The 19,848-nt window shown below is 47.9% G+C and carries 8 protein-coding genes; 4 read left to right on the top strand and 4 right to left on the bottom strand.

All coding sequences use genetic code 11. The annotated features are described in order from the left end of the window. Positions 1 to 57: 57 nt before the first annotated feature. Both SPM24T3_RS07800 and SPM24T3_RS07805 read right to left on the bottom strand, forming a co-directional pair. The gene (locus SPM24T3_RS07800) at positions 58 to 8,646 is read right to left on the bottom strand and encodes a GH36-type glycosyl hydrolase domain-containing protein (RefSeq protein WP_369699984.1); all 8,589 of its coding nucleotides are present in this window, start codon (positions 8,644 to 8,646) and stop codon (positions 58 to 60) included. 267 nt (positions 8,647 to 8,913) lie between these two features. Then, a complete protein-coding gene (locus SPM24T3_RS07805) occupies positions 8,914 to 10,413 on the bottom strand; it encodes a PLP-dependent aminotransferase family protein (RefSeq protein WP_009636186.1) in 1,500 nt (499 codons plus the stop codon). Positions 10,414 to 10,560: 147 nt separating this feature from the next. Here SPM24T3_RS07805 and SPM24T3_RS07810 point away from each other — a divergent pair, with 147 nt between their 5' ends. From SPM24T3_RS07810 to SPM24T3_RS07815, 4 genes are all read left to right on the top strand, one after another. Beyond that, positions 10,561 to 11,187 carry an FMN-binding negative transcriptional regulator gene (locus tag SPM24T3_RS07810; protein ID WP_009636187.1) on the top strand — a complete coding sequence of 209 codons (627 nt, stop codon included), beginning with the start codon at positions 10,561 to 10,563 and terminating at the stop codon, positions 11,185 to 11,187. A 330-nt stretch (positions 11,188 to 11,517) separates the two neighbouring features. Next, positions 11,518 to 11,688, top strand: a complete 171-nt coding sequence (locus tag SPM24T3_RS24595) for a KGG domain-containing protein (protein WP_009636188.1) — start codon at positions 11,518 to 11,520, stop codon at positions 11,686 to 11,688. Positions 11,689 to 11,853: 165 nt separating this feature from the next. After that, positions 11,854 to 11,976 carry a hypothetical protein gene (locus SPM24T3_RS26040; RefSeq protein ID WP_255346513.1) on the top strand — a complete coding sequence of 41 codons (123 nt, stop codon included), beginning with the start codon at positions 11,854 to 11,856 and terminating at the stop codon, positions 11,974 to 11,976. Between the two features lie 403 nt (positions 11,977 to 12,379). Next, entirely contained in the window at positions 12,380 to 17,188 is a 4,809-nt protein-coding gene (locus SPM24T3_RS07815) for a hypothetical protein (RefSeq protein WP_009636189.1), read from the top strand. A gap of 102 nt (positions 17,189 to 17,290) precedes the next feature. On the opposite strand, the gene SPM24T3_RS07820 is transcribed toward SPM24T3_RS07815, so the two are convergent. Both SPM24T3_RS07820 and SPM24T3_RS07825 read right to left on the bottom strand, forming a co-directional pair. Further along, complete coding sequence (locus SPM24T3_RS07820; RefSeq protein WP_009636190.1) at positions 17,291 to 18,478, bottom strand: MalY/PatB family protein; 1,188 nt, start codon at positions 18,476 to 18,478, stop codon at positions 17,291 to 17,293. Between the two features lie 66 nt (positions 18,479 to 18,544). Further along, entirely contained in the window at positions 18,545 to 19,609 is a 1,065-nt protein-coding gene (locus SPM24T3_RS07825) for a hypothetical protein (RefSeq protein WP_009636191.1), read from the bottom strand. Positions 19,610 to 19,848: the final 239 nt, after the last annotated feature.

Consider the following 19,848-nt stretch of genomic DNA (forward strand, 5'->3'; position numbering starts at 1 on the left):
CCCAGCAGATATCGTCGTATTTTCACCCGCTTGATGGCGGGTTTTTTTGCTCATCACTCAATTTTTTACCCACACCTCAACCTGGTGCTGATGCCCATCGTCTTTAATCGGGATCATCATGTCTGGCAAGTTCTGACCATCAAGCATTACGCAACTCTCCAGTTCGGCACGTTTTACGGTTATCTGATACTGGCTGCTACCTTGCTGATAGGTCAGGCTAACCTGCGGCCAATCGGCGGGCAGGCGGGTGTTAATTGAGATAAATTCACCATGACGTTTAATGCCGAGCAACGATTCAGTAATCAGTCGATAAGCCCAACCTGCCGAACCGGTATACCAGCTCCAGCCACCACGGCCAATGTGTGGTGAAACACTATAAATATCAGCAGTCATTACGTAAGGCTCCACTTTATAGCGCTCGACTGCTTCGGGATTCAGACTGTGATTTACCGGATTGATTGCCGCCAGCAGTTGCCAGGCGCGCTCGGTTTCACCCATTTCGGCGAAAGCCATTACCGCCCAAATTGCGCCGTGGGTATATTGCCCACCGTTCTCTCGCACTCCGGGCAAATATCCGCGAATATAACCGGGGTTCGGGCCACGATCGTTAAAAGGTGGGGTAAGCAGTTTGATAAGACCCGCACTTTCATCCACTAAATGACTATCCAGCGAGGCCATAGCCCGGCGCGTGCGCTCTGGATCTTCAGCCTCGGCCAACACCGCCCAACTTTGGGCGATGGCGTCAATCTGACATTCTGCATTAAGATGCGATCCCAGCGTTTCTCCGCTATCAAAAAAGCCGCGCAAATACCATTCGCCGTCCCACGCGTTATCGTGCAGATTTTGTTTTAAGGTCTTGGCCTGCTGGTGGCATAAGGTCGCTATTTCAGGGCGTTGCAGATTTTCTGCCAGTAAAGCAAATCGCTGTAAAACATTTAACAGGAAGAAACCGAGCCAGACGCTTTCACCTTTACCCTTAATGCCGACATTGTTCATGCCATCATTCCAGTCCCCGCTACCCATCAGGGGTAATCCGTGTTCACCAAAGTTAAGCCCGTGCCTGATGGCGCGCAAGCAGTGCTCGAACAGTGATTCACTGATTGAACTTGGCAGCGGCTGCCCATAGAAAGACTCTTCCTCCGGAGCCAGCCGTCGCGTTTCAATATAAGTGACCTGCTGCATGGCAACCTCAGTATCGCCAGTGACGTCTATGTAGTGACACAGCGCCAGCGGCAGCCACAGATAATCGTCCGAACAGCGGGTTCGGACCCCCCGCCCGGTAGGCGGATGCCACCAGTGCTGAACGTCACCTTCAACAAACTGATGGCAGGCACAAAGCAGGATCTGTTCGCGCATGCGTTCCGGAGCCGCGTGTGCCAGCGCAAGGGTATCTTGCAGCTGATCGCGAAAACCAAAGGCACCGCCCGACTGATAGTAACCACTGCGGGCCATGATACGGCTGGCGAGAGTCTGATAAATCAGCCAGCCGTTAACCAGCAGATTGACAGCCGGTTCGGGGGTAGTGATTTGGATCTTGTCGAGCTTTTGATGCCAGAAACGGTGCACGTTATCGAGTTCGGCACGCGCGGCCTGCTCGTGCATAAACTGTGCAATTAGCTGCTCGGCCTCATTGGCGTTGTTGCCGACCCCCAGCGCGAAGATAAAAGTACGCTGATCGCCATCAATGAGTTTGGTGGCTGACTGCACGGCTGCGCAAGAGTCCAGCGCGGCACCGGTTTTATTCGACAGCCGTTCTTGTAACAACGCGGCAGGAGAGGCTGGAGAACCGTTGCGCCCGAGAAACTCTTTTCGGTCGCCGGTCACTGAGCAGTGAACGCCGGTAACGCCAAAGAAAGCGTTGCGTTCGCTGCCATTGTTGCCGTAATAGTTGGTGGCCAGTACGCCACAGCCTGCGCTGACCTGTGCGGCAGAGGTAGTCACGTGCAGGCTTGATTTCGAGCGCAGATCACTGAGCACCCATTCCACGTAACCCGTTGCCGAAAGCTTGCGCGTGCGTCCGGACTGGTTACTCAACGTCAGAATAAACAGTTTTACGGCTGCCTGTTCGGCAACCAATATCGTCAGTTCGCTGTCGATACCTTGATAGCGATGTTCAAATACGCTGTAACCAAAGCCGTGGCGGCAAAGATAATCCTCATCATTGCGGATAGGTAGCGGCATTGGCGACCAGACATCTCCGCTTTCTTCATCGCGCAGATAAAATGCCTCGCCGCTGCTGTCGCTTACGGGGTCGTTTTCCCACGGAGTTAGTCGAAATTCGTGGGCATTTTCAAACCAGGTGTAGGCCTGACCGCTTTCTGAAACCACGCTACCAAAGTTGTCATTAGCCAGCACGTTGGCCCAGGGTGCCGGAGTATTTTTTCCTTTGCCCAGCAAAATCTGGTATTCACGGCCGTCTGCGGAGAAACCGCCAAAGCCGTTGAAAAAGCGCAGACTCTGAGTATCAAAAATTCGTGAAGAGGGATTAGGCGGTTGCAGATTGGGCTGAGTCACCAGTCGTGGCAAAACACTTTGCGACGGCTGCATTTTTTTATTCAGCTGATCGATAAGCTCGCCGTTGCGATCGTCCACCGTGACCGCCGCGACGCTCATCAGCAGAGTCAGGTCTTCTGCGGTGATATGTTCACTGGTGCGGACAAAAATGCCGCCGTTTTTATCCATCAGGCTGGATTCCGCCCCGGCCGCAACGCGATTGAGGATCTCATTGTGCAGTTCTTGCTGATAACCCTCGTGCGAGTCATTGAGTATCAGCAGGTCAACCAGCAGGCCTTTCATCCGCCAGTAGCTGTGGGCCTGAATCAGGGTTGTCACCAGCGCAATACTGTCGTTGCGGGTGATCGAGAGCAGCACGATAGGCAGATCACCAGAAATCGAATGACTCCACAGGGAAGACTGGCCGCGTCGATTGCGGGAAAGAATTTGCGGACAGGGGCGCATTTCCGCACCCGGGAAGATAATGGACCCGGCCAGCTGATTAAATATGTTGGCCTGCTCCTCATTGGCGTTGATTTGTCTTAACGCCACCTGACTGTGGGAACGGGCGATGGTAAATACGCGATCGGCGATATTATGGTCACGGTATTTTTCCATCATTTGCAGGCTTTGTTCGCGATGGGAAGAGATGCCATACACCAGATCAATAACCAGCGGCGTGCCGGGTTTGAGTTCGACTCGCTGGCGGATTGCCATGATAGGATCCAGCACCGGACCGGCGTGATTATCCAGTGCGCCGCCGTTTTGCATTGCCTGAGAGTCGGAAATAGTGCGCCCACGGCCAATAAAACTCGCGCGATCGGTGGCAAATGAGGTTTTCCGCTCTGTTTGCCCATGAATGGCGGTCATGTGGAATAACCACGGGCATTCTTCGTTTTCTTCACGCGGGCGGCGATGGCAAAGAATACCTTCGCTTTCCATTACCAGCTCGGTTTGTACAAACAAATTGCTGAATGCCCGGTGAGCCATGTCATTGGCAAGCGGAGCCAGGACGACTTCAGCGTAGGTGGTTATCTCAATCTCGCGCGGCTGGCGTCCGCGATGAGTTAAGGTTAATCGCCGAATTTCAACATCATCTTCTGGCGAAACCACGATTTTAGTCTGTATGCTCAGCGATCCTTCAATGCGCATAAACTCGGCGGCGGCGTCGGTAAATATCGCCTGATAATGTCCACTTTTGCTGCTCAAAGGTTGCAGGGTGTTGCTCAGCACCTGGCCAGTTTGCCCGTCGGCAATAAAGCAAAATGTGCCGTAGTTGTCGCGGGTTGCATCGGCTCGCCAGCGAGTTAATGCCAAATTACGCCAGGTACTGTATCCGCCGCCGGTCTGGGTCAGCATCAGATGATACTGCGTATTGGACAGCAGCTGCACTTCAGGGGTTGGCCCCTCTGCGCGGTTAAACAACCGCAGCTCGACATTCACCGGTTGCAGCGCGTCAACGGTGTCAAACTGGCGGCGCGGACTATACATCGTCGGGGCATCCGGCACCCGTTCCTGCAACAGCGGCAGCGCCGACTGCAACCAGGGATTCGCCACAAACCGCTCGACCATCGGCGCGTTAAGCAAGGTATGCGACAGCGCCAACAGGCTCATTCCCTGATGATGCGCCATGTAGGTGCGCACCAGCGAGAAAATCTCGCCATGATTAAGTCTGGAGCGTGAATAGTCCAACGCCTCGTAAAAACCGTATTTTCCGCGTGCGCCCAGAGAGTCAAGCCGCTCAAGATTGGCTAAAGCGCGCTGAGGTTCAACGACCAGCGCCATCACGGTGGCGTAAGGCGCGATCACCATATCTTCGCCCAACCCGCGTTTAAGCCCTAAACCCGGCACGCCAAATGCACGGTATTGGTAGTTTTGGCCCTGATCAAAAGCGGCATACGCCGATTCCGAAACTCCCCACGGCACACCATTCTCTTTGCCCCATGAAATTTGGCGGTCGACGGCTGCCCGACTCATTTGCACCAGTAATGTGTCAGGATAGGTCGGCATGACTAACTGCGGCATCAGGTATTCAAACATCGAGCCGCTCCACGACATCAGCGACGGCTGATTACCGACCATCGTGAAAAGTCGCCCCAGGGCAAACCAGCTTTTCAACGGCAGCTGGTTCGTTGCGATGGCAAAATAGCTGGTCAGGCGAATCTCCGATGGCAACAGATCATAGCTGCCAACGTCCAGTTTGTTGGTTTCACAGTTGAAGCCGACGGAGAGTAACTGGGTAGTTTTTCGAAACAGGAAGCCAAAATCCATCCGCGCATGTTCTTTAATTCGTTGCTCAAGTTCGTTGATAACCTTCAGCCGCTGTTGGGCGGCGCTGGCACTGCGCGCGATTTTTTGCTGTTCTAGCTCCGGTAATTTGTGCTCAAGACGTGATAAACACAGCAGCGAGGGCAGAACTTTGGTGGATGGTTCGTGGCTCAGCCAGCCAAACAGCAGAGACCATTCCTGAATGAAGTCTTGCAGTTGGGCGTCCAGCTCTCTCAACCAGCGGCTGGAGGTGGCGAAGTGTTCAATAAGCTCATTGTTAATCGGCTGCATGAGGGCAAGTTCATCAACGACCTGATGCAGCGGGGCTTCACTCGCGCGCACCCAGGCTTGCCGCAGTTTGATTAATCCATCCCCCATCGGCGAGGTCGCTTCTGCTTCGGCCAGCAGCAACGTGTCATCAAGGCCGGTTAACAACTGTTTGATGTCCATCGCCGGCTGACTGCGTAACTGCGCAATACCGCTGCCCAGAACCAGTAAGTGACCAGCGAGATTGCCACTGTCTACACTGGAAATATATCGGGGATTCAGCGGCATCAGCGTGCGGGTGTCATACCAGTTATAGAGGTGGCCGCGATAATGTTCGAGCTTGTCCAGCGTATCCAAAGTTTGCGAAGTGCGTTGCAATAACCCGCCCTGAGTGAGGTAACCAAAATCCATCGCCGTCATATTGGCCAATAGCGACAGGCCAATATTGGTGGGCGATGTGCGGTGAGCAATCTTGGGTTCGGGAATTTCCTGATAGTTATCCGGCGGCAGCCAGTTTTCTTGCTGATTAACGAAGGTTGAGAAATAGGACCAGGTCTCACGGCTGGTACGCCGCAAAAACAGGCGCTGGGTCGTGTCAATCTGAGGCTGTGGCAGGTCAGGTGTTTTACTCATCCAACCAATAATTAGCGGCGCGATGAGCCAAAGCCCCCCCAACGGCGCGGCAACTGCCAGATATTGCGGATTTTGCTGGTCGGTCAGCACAATCACCAGCAACCCGGCAAGCGGATTTGCCCACATCACTCGATAAAGATTCGTTTTCGACAATGAAAAATGCGGTTTATTCAACTCCGCACTGCTGACCCACTCATGTAAATGTTTATGGCTAACGTTGAGACGCCACAGGGTAATGAAGATGGCATGAAGCGTATAGGCGCTATGATGTGGCAGAGTTGCTAGATACAAACCAATGCGCGCCAGGCGATCCAACAGGCCACAGGCGACACATTTTATATGCGGAAATACGTTGACCTGTGCATCTTTGTTAAACAGATTCAGTATCAGCGCCGCGACAGAGGGCAATACTAAAAGTGTCACGATAAACAGCAGCCAATACAAAGGATTAGGCACCAGTAGCAGGGCGCTGAACAGTGCTATCATTAGTGAGGGCGCGGCAAGACTGCGACGCAGGTTATCAAGCAGTTTCCAGCGAGAAAGCATGCTCAGCGGATTTGGGCAGCGCATGTCATCAGCCTGCCTGACGTTAAGCCGCAGCCAGTTCAATAGCTGCCAGTCACCGCGGATCCAGCGAGTTCTACGCGCGACATCCACCAGATAATTGGCCGGATATTGTTCATACAGCACCACGTCGCTTAGGCCGCCAGATCTGGCATAGCAGCCTTCGAGCAGGTCGTGGCTCAGCACCAGATTCTCCGGGCAGGTGTTATCGTTGGCGAGGGTAAAGGTATCAACATCATAAATCCCTTTCCCCACAAAAGAGCCTTCGCCAAAAATGTCTTGATAAATATCTGAAGACATTGAGGAATAAGGGTCAGTGCCCGGCAGGCTACTGCTAATGGCAGCATAGCGGCTTTGACCATTGCGCGGAATTTCTTCTGCCAGCCGAGGCTGTAGAATACCGTAGCCTTTGGTGACTCTTTTCAGCGCGGGATCATAGAAGGGGTGATTCAGCGGATGTGCCAGCGTAGCCACCAGCTGGTGGGCGTGGTCGCGTGGCAAAACGGTGTCGCTGTCGAGTGTAATAACATATTTAGTGCCAGACAGTTGCTGCTGTGAGGCACCCACGCAGGTCGTAAAGGTATTTTTATCGCCGCGCAGCCAGCGATTCAGGGCACTAAGTTTGCCACGTTTGCGCTCGTAGCCCATCCATACTCCCTGTGACGGATTGAGCAAACTTTCGCGGTGCAGCAGGGTAAAACGGGAGGGAGCCGAGTCATTTTCTGCGCCATGGCGTCGGTTTAACTGGATAATTTTACTGCTGGCATAGTCGAGCAGGAGATCACTGCTCTCAGAATGGGCGGTATCGCTATCAATAAAATCAGCCACCAGCGAAAAATAAAGGTATTGATGGGTATTGCCGAGGTAGCAAACCTCAAGGCTGTTGATCAGTTTATCAATGCTGCTGCGGCTGGTTAACAAGCAGGGAATGGCAACCAAAGTGGTTGAGTTTTCAGGAATACCCTGCGAAAAATCCATTCGGGGAAGCGAACGAGGCGTACGACTGCGGCTAGCGGTTTCATTGAGTAGGTCCATCACAAACTGGCTACACATAATAATAATCGGCAGCAATAACAGCCACATTACCCAGTTCATGCCGCTGTCGTGGGTCTCAAACATCAGGTTGGCGGTGAGCGCGGTAGTCAGCAGACTCAGACTGCCCAGCCAGGAAAGTAGCGGCGTTTTATTCATCTGATGGCGAAAATAATTGAGCGGCGAATAGTGGATATCCAACACTCTTTCCAGCTCGCTGCGCCCGGTATCCACCAGGAAATAGCCCACGTGGCGCTTCTGACTCTCTGCGGGTGAAGCCGCACTCATGGCGATAACACGGCTGGCAATGTCTTGCTCGGTAAACTGGCAATTGCGCGCCAGTTTCTCAATAACGTGGCGATAGTTATCTCGCGTGGCAAACGACATCGCCGGATACACGCCAGCCGGGTCTTGATGCAGTATTTTCTCGACCTCGCTGACGCTTTCGGCAAAGTCTGCCCAGTTCATCTCATTCAGCTTGCGCAAACCGGCAATGCTGTTGCTCACCGACAGCTGGTTAAGTGCCAGTTGCTGGTTAAAACGGCTGATCAGTTCGGCTGAACTCAATCCTACATCAGCCAGACGCTGCTCAATCCAGGTCAGTGGCAGCGCCAGCATTGAACCGTGGCCCTGTAATCTTCGCACCAATTCTGCGACAAACGCGCTGGTGCGCGGCGGGTTGGTACGCGCCATGTCGGCAATAACGATAATCAGGTTAGCGGGGTCATTTTCGGCGCTGTCCTGGATTTTATTAGCCCAGCTCTCGGCCAGATTACGTTCCTGCTGAGCCTTGGTGACCTCGATACTGATGCGACGCAGATTTTCAATCAACGCCAGGCGCAGCATCCCTGGAAAGGCCCAGAGTTCACCGAGTTTAAGCGGAGTAACTCGCTGATAAGCAGTGATAAAACGCACCAGCGTGTTGGCATCCCAATGGCCGTCACTGTGGGCGATGGCTTCTGCGGCGATGTCATAAATACGTGGGCAACTTTGCGGCTCTATTAGCGTCGGCAGACCTTTACCAAAGTTTTTTGGCAGCAGTTGCCGCACCAGCCTGATGTGTTCTTCAATCAGATAAAAGTTGTCGAGCAGCCATTCGCCAGCCGGAGCAATGCTTTTATCGCCACCGGCACTGAGAATGTTGCAGTTATCCGACAGCAGCTTCTCGCTCTCGGTAAGGCGATTTAACAAATAGTAGGGCGCTTTGCGGGTAGACAGCTTGTGCGATTGGGCGAGCCTTTCACCGTAGCGCTCCATTTGGTCCACGGAAAAAATCTCGGCGGCAATTGGCACTACCTGATGGGTGTCCTTATTAGTCCTGGTTACTGTTCCCTGTGAGGCTTGGGGGTCCCTTAAGTTCTTAATCCATTGAACGAAAGCCATTTTCACGAATAGAAGTCCTCGTGCGTACGCAAGAGGAAGGGCATAAAACGTAAAGAGTACGCACTTAAAGGTTAAATGAGACGCCAGCGATCTGGGTTTCATCGGGCGGCCAGTCTAAAAAATAGCCAGATAGACTAAGTTTAGCAGGGAAAACAGTTTAACCACGGCTTTACGGCCACTGTGGACTCTTCAGTTTGTCTGAAAATGGCTCATAGGCTGAACCAGAATGTTGATAACAGTTTCAGCGTAATTTAAGAACGATAGAGGGATGCGTTAATCGTTAATTTTTCGAAGTTGTTGACGGATGACCTCAGCAAGCTTGATCACCGCCGCAATAATCTGTTGATCGCTAAAACCGCCCAGCCCGAGGATCAGACCGGGGCGGGCAAGGTGCGGGCTAAACATTGGCGAAACCGCACGTACGGAAATACCGGCGGCAATAGCATGATTTACCACCTTTTTATCGTCCAATGCCGGGTTAAGCCATAACACCATGTGCATGCCCTGGTCTCCCGGTTGCAGCCATGCCAGCTCAGGCTCAAAAAATTGCCTGATTGCAGTAATCATCACAGCCCGTTTTTCAGCATAGACACTGCGCATGCGGCGGATATGCCTGTCGAGATGGCCTTCCTCCATAAAAGCAGCGAGCACATATTGGTCGGCAACCGGCGCGTATCGGTCAATCAACATGCGGGCTCCACAGTAAGCATCCACCAACTTTTCGGGCACGACGACATAACCTAAACGCAGCGACGGAAACAGAATCTTGCTGAAAGTACCCAGATAGACCACTCGCTCGGGAGCCAGGCCCTGCAATGACGGAAAAGGGTGACCTTCGTAACGCAGCTCGCTGTCATAATCGTCTTCGACAATCCATGACTGCTGAGCTTTAGACCAGTCAATCAACGCCAGCCGCCGTGACATACTCATTGGCATACCCACCGGATACTGATGCGAAGGCGTGACAAATGCGGCTTTCGCAGCCGCAAACAGCTCAATACCTCGATTCACATCGAGACCTTCTTCATCAAGCGGGACGCGGATCATCTGCTTGCTCCGCCCGGTGCTTTCAAAAATTGAAGTAATGCCATGATAGGCGGGATCCTCTACCCAGGCTTTATCGGCGGAATCGAGCAATACTTGCGTTGAAAGATACAGTCCCTGCTGAGTTCCCGCCGTAATAATGACCTGCTGCGCCGAGCAATGCACCGACCGCGACTTTCTGACATATTCCGCGATGGCCTCACGTAAAGGCAGCGCGCCCGCCGGAATGTGGTATCCCGAGGGCGCGCCAGGTCCTTTGGCCCTGATTCTGTTACCGATACGCCGCCAGATATCATCAGGCAGTGTTGGGCCGGCAGGCACCGAGACCGCAAACGGCACGGGTTGCAGAGTGGTTATCCGACTTGCAGCATGAGCATAACGTTCGGCCTGTGCGGAAAGGGGGGGCGCATCGTTTTTATCTCGGCTTTCTGAATCGGGCTGATGGATTTCACCCGCAGGAAGCTGCACAGCCACTCGCGTGCCGGAGCCGCGCACGGCGTCGAAAAAACCTTCGGCGGTCAGCTGTTCAAAGGCTTCAATGACCGTACCTCTCGCCAGTTTAAGCGCTGCGGACAGCGTGCGGGTTGAAGGCAGCAGATCGCCAGACTTGAGTTCCCCGCGCTGTATGGCCTTTTTTAGGGCTTTAGCCAACTGCAGGCTCAGCTGTCCAGCCGGCCTGTCTAACTCTCCGATGGCAGGAATTTCAACAATTTTCGCTTTTCTGGGCATTTCCAGTCTTCTGATTTATAGGAAGATTGACAAAAGTGGCTTATCAATTTTTCATGAAAGTGGCACTTAACATTAAACCACTAACGGCATAATTTACAGCACTGACTGACCCTTTAAATCGATAGCAACAATCACTGGAGACAGACGATGTATATTGCCGCTGCGTTCAAAGAAACGCGCCCTGAAGTGCTGTTTGAACTCATTGAACAATATCCACTGGGGACCTTGATGACTCAGGGGCAGGGTGGGCTCGATGCCATCCATATTCCTTTTGAGGTTGTCAGCCAGCACCAAGGGGAGACTCGCCTGCGTGGCCATATTGCCCGTGCTAATCCGCTTTGGCAGCAGGTTGAACAGGATGCCGACGTGCTGGTGGTTTTTCACGGTGGCGACGCCTATATCTCGCCAAACTGGTACCCAAGCAAGCAGCAGACCCATCGTCAGGTGCCAACCTGGAATTACCGCGTGGTTCACGCCCGTGGAAAGATTGCCTTTCATCACGATGCGCAGTTTCTGCGTGAGATTTTAGCCAGTCTGACCGGGCAACATGAATCTACGCAGCCTGTTCCCTGGAAAATGACCGATTCTTCGGAGGATTTTATTCAAGGAATGCTTAAAGGAGTCGTTGGGGTAGAGATAGTTATCAAAGATATCATTGGTTGTTTTAAACTCGGGCAAAACAAAAAACCTGAGGATTTAAAAGGGGCTGGAGAGAACGTAATTACAGCAGGACAGGAAGCCATCGGCACAGCGATGCTCAGTCATTTAAAATAAATGGCTTATTTGTAGGGGTAAATAACTAAAGTTAAAAAATTTATTGAGTTTATAAAAAACAAGTGACTACTTTATTTAAGTTGTTGTTATTTAAATTGTTGTTATTTAAATCCATGTGGATAAACTAAACCTACCGTATTAACTATTTATTATTGCCGATGAGTAAGTTATAAGTTTTTTGTAAAAACCCTGTTCCTTTTTTTTGACATAATTAACGCCTGAACTATTATTAATTTCGAGCATCGTGCTCTTCATTTAGGTTTATAACAGGATGTTACTCTGAAAATGGAAAACCTTTTAAATGACAGAACTTATCCGTAGGAGGATATTATGGCCGATCATCGCAATGGAACAGGTAATGCTTCAGAAGATCATGATAAATCTTCAGAAAATGGTAAGAAGGGCGGAAATAAACACGGCAAGGGTAATTTTGCCGATGACCGTGAACGTGCCAGCGAAGCAGGTAAAAAAGGTGGTAAAAATAGTCATGGCAGTCATTAATTCGAAATTTACTAGCCGTTAATTTCTGAATAAGTGTGTTATGAGTTATTGCTACCTGGCCCACGGTATTATCTGTGGGCTTTTTATTATCTTATCCTTCGTGATTTTTTAATTAATTTCATTGAGGGGGCTAGAAATAGCAATATGACTTAAGGAGGAGTGAGGATGTGCAAGAATAGCGATCTCGATAAAACTTATGAGGATTTCAAACGCGTCAAAGACAATCCTCAACCGGACTATCTCAAAGATGACCCATCGAAGTTAGTTGAACCGGGCCAAAAGGCTTAGTATTGAGTTGATTGCTCATCTTAAGCCTCTGGCAAGCTATGCCCGATTTTACGACAGCAACAAATCAAGCCTCCCTGCAGAGGCTTGATTTGTTGAAGAATAAATATATTTTCAAGTATGCTCTGCAAAAAATAGTTAAAATAAACCGCAGTTTACTCTCACGATAAATAAAAATTTTTAACGATGTTTTTGCTTGGTAAATAACATAAAGTAACCCTGCATTAATAATTCCCTGTTGAGAGTCGTAGAAATCTGTGGGAGTATTTCATTGTTCTTTATCTAAGTACCATTATTAAAATAAAGTTAATCAAGGTTTTTTCTTTGCGCTATGGTTTGATTGTTATATTACTAGCTTGATATTTATTAGCGACTATTGGAAGCATTAATTATTAAAGGAAAGGTAATGGAAAATATTAACCCCACTCAAGGATCTTCATCTTTTAAACTTATTAATCAGAGCCAAGCTGCAAACGATTTGTCACCAGTAAGTTCTGTTGCTAATTATTTAACCTCTGAGAGACTAACCTCTGTGGGGAATGACTTAAATAGAATCGAGCTTTGGGATTCCGAGTCTATGCAACTTGCGCCATTTCTCGCCGTATTTCTCCCGTCAATGGCAATGACTTCGATAGAAATTGAAGATCAAAATGGTCAAAATTTATTAACAGTTAGCTCTAACCCCCAGGGGACAGAGAAAAAAGTATCTATCCAGATGTATCGCAATGACAATGGGCTTGCTATTTTTAGACCAAGAGTTGGCGATCAATTCGAAAATATACCGGTAGAACAATATGGTGATAGTTTTGTCATTGCTTTAATGTGTAGCCAATATGAGTGTCTTCCTTCAGAGATATCAACCCGAGATATTGTTTATTTTCGGCAAGATTTGAGCAGTGCCCTTGAGGAGCCAGATTTTCTGGATTTTATTAACAATCAATTTCAACCGTGGTTGATTCCAGATGAAATGCAAAATGTATTACCTCGCGGTAGAAACGACAGCACTGAAACAGCACTGGTTAATGAGGGATATACTTTTATTGCTCGTGGGCAGGATGTGTATAATCAGTTCCCGCAACTTAGAGAATCATTAACTTTAATTGATAGTGTACTAACTGATTTATTCAATAATAGTGCAACTTCTCATCAAACAATAAATTACGTTATTGCAGCTCAATTAGGTATCGATATTCATGGCGTTAGTCAACAGATGCTAGATTTAACGCTAGAACGAATGACGGATTATCATACTACGGTGAGGCGTTATCTCAATGAAGATGCGAGTCAGTTTTTACTGTCAAGACCCATTAAACATGGGCCTGGTATCTATGCACAGGCCTTCCCGGACGATGTTAATAGCAGGGTGATTTTCACCACAAATATCCTTAAAACTCCGCAAGTAAAAATTATGCAGACTGTAGCGCATGAAATCAGTCACATGATACCACAAGGCTGGGGAACTCATGATTACTATTACGTATTAGGATTGGGAATACCTGATGATATCAGGACCAGCTCAGGTCTATTATCTGCGATGATTAATGAAGCTAATCAAGCCACCTCTGCTTTTGGTTTGGAGGAAATGCTGTTATCAAACATCATTGACTCTATGAGTCAAACACTGGAGGCGCCGAGTGTGGATATGAGTCAAAACCAACTGACTGCATTAATAGAAGGCGTAAAGTACAATGTTTTGGATGAAGAGAATTGGCAGCGATTTATCGCCAGTTCATCTACAGAAGGAGTTCCCCTTGAATGGCTAAATAAAATAAAAGATAAAATCGAGAATAAGAGTGTCTGGGAATTTCTTCGTTGGGCCGTTCAAAATAAAAATTTGTCACCAGCACAGTTAGTTGAGACATTGAGAAATGACAAGCTTGCGATGTTGAGGGTCATTTTATTTAATGCTGATACATTCGTCTTAAATTTATTGGCAACGTCTGAAAGCGAGGTTAACCGTTTTTTTAAACTTCACGGTCTGAAAATGCTTAATCCAGCTCAGTCTGAAGCCAGTGTCGATACGGGCTCACAGGTTAGCTCTACCCCAGAAATCAATTACCTAAGTCTTGCAAATCCTGACCAACTTAGCTCTTATCAAGGCTACCAGGCTCTTGAAGATCTCGCCTATGCACTATCACGCAGTTTGAGAACCGGAGCTAATACCCCTGACTCGGCAGATATCGTTACGCTCAGACATTTTCTAGCAGATTTTGGTGGCTCAATAGCTAATGGTTTTGGCATCAACGGAAATCATCTCCCTATAAGTTTTACTCTTTATCTGGGTACGCTAAAAAATTTGTTAAGTATTAATCCACAGTATTATCTCAACATTTTAAGTTTAATTGTTCCTGCAAAAGAAAATGATGCAAAGGGGATTCTTGATGAAATGGGCGACAGGTTCTGGGTTGACGGTAAACTTATTGCCTGGCAACAGTTGCTGCATTCATGTCTGGTGCTCTGTAGCCCAGAGGAGAAAAAGAAATTTTTACCTCTCTTTACTTCGACACCTGCAGCAGAACGTTTTTTTAATTCTCTCTCGCAACAAATCAATGATCCCACAAGAGCAATTTGTCCGCTAACCAGCTATGCATTAAAAATCATGGTTGATGATGGATTAATACCATCAAATTATCCGATATTTAACATCATAAATAGTCTTAATCATCCTGTTCATGAACCTCGGCAAACAGGGCTGGATGACATTTTAGCCTATGCGCAAAACAATCAACTGCAATTTGCCGGGCAATATATTAACAGTCTGAGCCGGGCAGAGTTTCTTTGCAGACTGGCGAGGCAAATGCAAGAGTATATTGTGAGTGAAAATGACGAACACGATACTGAATTTTATTTTGACCCCGATGGGAATAGTGTTTTAAGTAATCAGCCTGAATTGTCAGGTAATCAAACGGTTATTCTATTAAGAAATAATCAGTTAGCATTGTGGCGGCAAATGGAAACTCGCTTTGAAGTCACGGCCACACATGAATTGGCTACAACCGAAAATATGGAGATTCTTGAAGCCGCTGCACGACTGATTCATGGGGTCGTGCCGGACAGTAATTATAGGTCTACTCTAATTAATGAGTTTGTTAATGTTGCACATAGTTATTTTGTTGAGTATGAGTCTCCTGCACAATCAAGACATTCAACCTCTGAATCTGAAAATAAAAAAGTGTCTGAAAAAATCGCTAATAATACGGGGAAAATTCGTAATCAACTCGATAAGCTTTCCCTGAGCCTAACTCAGGATAAAACAACTTTTTTTAATACGCTGAAATCCTCACCGTTGAATAAGATAAAAAACACACTGGTTAGATTGAACGATCAAAGTAGTGACGTTTTAGACTTTGCATCTAACCCTGATATTGCATCCATAACCGGACATGTCAGAAGTATAGAAAGCAATATTAGCAGGATTAATAGCAATGCTTCAATCAACGATCAACTGAGTTTATTTTCTTCTCTACCTAATAATTTTCATTTGATTCGTGAACACGCCGGGAACTTACAACAAAGCATCCAGGCTCAAAGAACTATTAATAGGAAGCGCGGCCATGATGGTGATGATACCCATCAGGCTAAAAAATTGAAGAAAGCGGCGGAGCGGGGGCTGCGTACCACCTTAAGAGCAAAAGGAAAAATTCACTCACTGACCAGCAGTTCGATTGACAGACATACAGTGGCCAGTCAAATAAGAGTAATTAGTCAGGAGTTTATGCCTGTGCCAGAACCCGCTGTTCCTACAGCAACAGGATTAGGCGGTTTTCTTGCTGCTGGATATGCTTTGGCAGCTGAAGCAGTGGCGGCTAACGAAGAACGAAATTTTGAATATGCGCAAAGAGATGAGATTAGAGCGAGAGAATATCAGGAGCAGTTAGCCGAAAAATATGCCGACCGTGAACAGATAATGGTAGAGAATATTGAAATGTCGCATTATTTGAATATTCTGTTAGAGGAGGATAGGCAAAGGAGTAAAGCTGAAAAAGCAATGCAGGCGAGGGTGGTTTATCCTTCTTTGGAAAATGTCAGTGCAGAGGCGGGTAATGAGGCGGTTAACTTAATACCGGCAGAACATCTCGACCAGGAGATAACAGAGCCAGTGGATAATGGTGTCGTCGTTCAGGGTGATAATTACGTTGAGGGATCATCAGAAATTGATGAGCTACACTATGAATATGTTCAGCCAGAGTCAGAATATGTTTACCCAATTTCGACAGGGCGAGGGTATGTAATAAACGATAATGGCAATGGTTCAGTGACCATGACTTTACCGCCGGAAATTTTGCGCGCCAGGGATTTCACGAGAGGGTCGAATTATAGAAGCACTCAAACACCAGTAGAAAGTCATAGTCACCGCGAAAGTAATGCCAATCCAAGAGTTATGACATTATCCGATTTATCTCTTCGGGACGAGGCTGCGGAGGAACGCCGTAGAAGAGAGCTATTTGATCCTAATGCCAGATTTAGGACAGCGGCCGACATACCGTTTCTGAAAAAAAACACAGGAAGACATCCACTTAACCCCAATCCAAGTTTTATGACAATGTCAGATTTACCTCCTCCAAATCTTGCCGAGGAGGAACGCCGTAGGAGAGAGCAATTCGACCCTAATAGCAGATTTAGGACTGCCGCAGATTTCCAGTTTTTAGAAAGTACATATCATGGGCGAAGCGCAACTGAAAATCCCAGATTTATGACCGCTTCAGACTTGATAGCTCGTGAAAGAGATAAAGCGAAAACAGAGAGAGAAGATCGAGATATTAATCGATTGGAAACATTGCGGATAACTCCATATACCTATAGGGAAGACCCTGCCGATCGTCCACGCATTGCACCAGCGCCAATTTCTAGTATTCCGCTGCCATCAACTTCGCGGCTGGCCTTCTCTGCCGAGAACCGTTTAGGCTCAGTAATCAGACCTGCGGATAAATGGCAATCGCCGTCTTCCTCTAAAACTGATGCTTCCAGCCTTGCCCATCAGTCAATGGTTACCCTATCTCAAAGACGAGCGATACACTCTACTCCTGATAACTCCTCTGAATTCAGGCAACGAATTAATGATCAATTAGAAAATATCAGGTCATCCTCGTTAGAACGATCCAGCAATCAAACTGAAAATAACCAAACTCAGCGAATGCAACGAGGGGCATTTATGGCAGAGCAAAGGCAAAAAGAATTGGCATCGAAGTTTGGAAAGCACAACAATCAAAAATAGCTTTACAAACAACTGTCTATTTTTTAAGCCTTGTCTTTTAGACAGCAATTTTTTACTACTTTTTTAGTGTAATTGTTTATAAAAGCAAGGCTTATGTGATTTTTAATCACTAAAACAGCTGCTTAAACGCTCAATGACCTTAACCAATTCTGACCTTGGCAGGGCAAAATTAAGCCGCATAAAGCCTTCACCGTTAATCCCAAATTTGAGCCCGTTGTTAGGTAGCAGACCGGCCTTTTTAATCAAAATATTCTGCAGTTCGGAATGCGATAAACCACTTTTTCGAAAATCTATCCACGCCAGATAGCTTCCTTCGGTGCGAAATAGCGTCAAGTTGGGAATTTTCTTTAACCCCTCTTCGAGCAGCGTATAGTTGGCTCGAAGCGTTTCAAGTAGGGCATCAAGCCAAGGGCCGCCGTGGCGATAGGCTGCGTCGCAGGCAATCATGCCTAACATATTCGGCTTATGAACGCTAAGCTCCTCAAGTTCATGGCTCAGCGTTTGTCTAAGCGCATCATTTTTAATAACAAGCTGGGTAATAGGCAACCCGCTGAGATTAAAAGGTTTGCACGGTGAGGTAAACGTGATGGTGAAATCGGCATACTGTGGATCCAGGCTGGCAATCGGGGTGTAAGGCTCCTCACCGATAATCAAGTCTTGATGCACATCATCTGAAAGCAATAATAAATTGTGGCGCTGGCACAGCTCGGCAATCTGCCTTAACTCTGTTTTTCTCCAGACTTTACCTAATGGATTATGTGGATTACATAGGATGATTATCCGGCTACGTGGCGTAATACTGCCTTCCAGCAGGGCGATATCTAGCGAATAGGTGCATTCGTTCTCGACCAGCGGCACGTCAACAATGCGGCGACCGGTATGATTAATAATGCGGTTAAAGGTGCCGAACCCGGGTGAGAAAATAATCACCTCGTCTTCAGGTTGGCTGTGGGCGCGAATGATTAATTCCATGGAGCTGATTACCGATTCGCAGGGTAATACCCACTGTGGGTCGATTGCCCAGTTGTGTCGCGTAGCTTGCCATCGGCAAAACACTTCAAAAAAGTCTAAGGGCCATTCGCAGTAGCCAAAGATGCCGTGTTCGACGGCTCGCTGTAGTGCCCCAATCACCGCAGGCGGTGATTTGAAATCCATATCGGCTATCCACAATGGAATTATCGGCCCGAGTGGGCTGTCTGCAAATTCGGCGACCTCCAACCATTTTGTGGAGCGCTGCGTGCGGCGATCAATGATTGTTTCAAAGTCGAACTTTTTTGTGGCGGTAGTCAAGGTTCTATTCCTGTACGAGTCTAAAATCTCTTGCAACAGTGTAACAGCAATAATGTTTACCCGGCTTTAAGGTTGAAAGCTTACCTGGTTGTTTTCAAACGCAGCAAAAAGCGCCGGATTGTTCCCGTTCTGAAAATGTTGCCTTAGGCGAGTGACGCTAGTGTCATAATCCGAGACGTAAAACTTGATACCCGCCAAGCCAGCGTTTTCCAGGCTGGAGATATATTTCCCCAAGGCTTTATCAATATGTTGCAGTTCGAGTTTCTGCCCGGTCTGGTCGGCAACTCTGTGCACATATTCCATAAATGGTTTTACATCGCGATTTAGCGCCTGACCACTGGATGAAGGACAAAAGGTTACCTCGCAGTCACTTTGTGAATTAAGAGTACATTTTAAAACACCTTCCATCATCACGACATGATCGCCTGCCGTCAGATGCTGATGAACCTGTATTAACTTGTCCTGTCCTGATTTATCAGCAACCAATAAATAGATAGCGTTGGCCTGTTTAATGTCGTTTACCGGCCTGCCGCGAATCAGCATGCAGTCGGACACGTCACAGGTGGCAGCTTCTTGCCCTTCAAGAGGCGAGGGGGGATCAATGGATAAAATGATGCTTGCACCACGAAACTTATCATCGACTGCCAGTGTTGTCGGTCCTGAATTTTTATTGAGGTAAGCCTGCTCGCTGGTAAATGACAGGACGTTTTTTTCGACTTTATCACGAAACTCATTGCGGGACGGCCTGTAGCCGTTTTGTTGGTAGTCCACGTCTATCATTCGCCAATGAATATCGCTATAGCCGGCCTTTTTAAGTTGCTGATTAATAAATTTCTCAGTCAGCAACCCGCCTGATCCCATAGAGACCAATGTCAGCGGGGTGTTTCTTTGTGGAATATTTCCGATAACGTATGAGATGAGTTGATTAATAAACTCGATTCGGCCTGTCAGTGAAGCCACATTTTGGTTTTCTATCCATGAAAGTTCTCCCTTACGCCTGATATTTACCTCCTGCCCGGTGTCGAGATAAGTATCTCGTAGCAGGCTTCGTATGGTCAGCGGTGGCAACACATTAACGAGCTGTTCAGCAGTCGATAAACTACCTTTGAGCGCGGTTATGGCTGGGATCATGATTTTTGCTCCGTATGAAAGCGTGAGAACGAATTCGTGGAGCTCAGTCTAGAGTCAATAGAGATAATCAGTCTGAGATTTAATGCCGTTTTGCGAGGCATCTCGCTGCAATAGATTTTTAGGAGTTGATGGCAGTGAATCAGCGATTTTGTAGAGTATTTTTAATTAAATCTTTAGCAGTTAAGCCGAGTGACGTGATAGCGATTCAATTGTTGGAGACTAAATCCCCTACGAGTGAC

The organism is Serratia sp. M24T3 (assembly GCF_000257645.1).
Taxonomy (GTDB): Bacteria; Pseudomonadota; Gammaproteobacteria; order Enterobacterales; family Enterobacteriaceae; genus Rouxiella.

What these genes read in the sequence shown, in the direction of transcription:
- SPM24T3_RS24595 (WP_009636188.1), top strand. Translation starts at nt 11,518, where the DNA reads ATGGCCGATCATCGCAATGGAACAGGTAATGCTTCAGAAGATCATGAT.
- SPM24T3_RS07815 (WP_009636189.1), top strand. Translation starts at nt 12,380, where the DNA reads ATGGAAAATATTAACCCCACTCAAGGATCTTCATCTTTTAAACTTATT.
- SPM24T3_RS07825 (WP_009636191.1), bottom strand. Translation starts at nt 19,609, where the DNA reads ATGATCCCAGCCATAACCGCGCTCAAAGGTAGTTTATCGACTGCTGAA.
- SPM24T3_RS07805 (WP_009636186.1), bottom strand. Translation starts at nt 10,413, where the DNA reads ATGCCCAGAAAAGCGAAAATTGTTGAAATTCCTGCCATCGGAGAGTTA.
- SPM24T3_RS26040 (WP_255346513.1), top strand. Translation starts at nt 11,854, where the DNA reads ATGTGCAAGAATAGCGATCTCGATAAAACTTATGAGGATTTCAAACGC.
- SPM24T3_RS07810 (WP_009636187.1), top strand. Translation starts at nt 10,561, where the DNA reads ATGTATATTGCCGCTGCGTTCAAAGAAACGCGCCCTGAAGTGCTGTTT.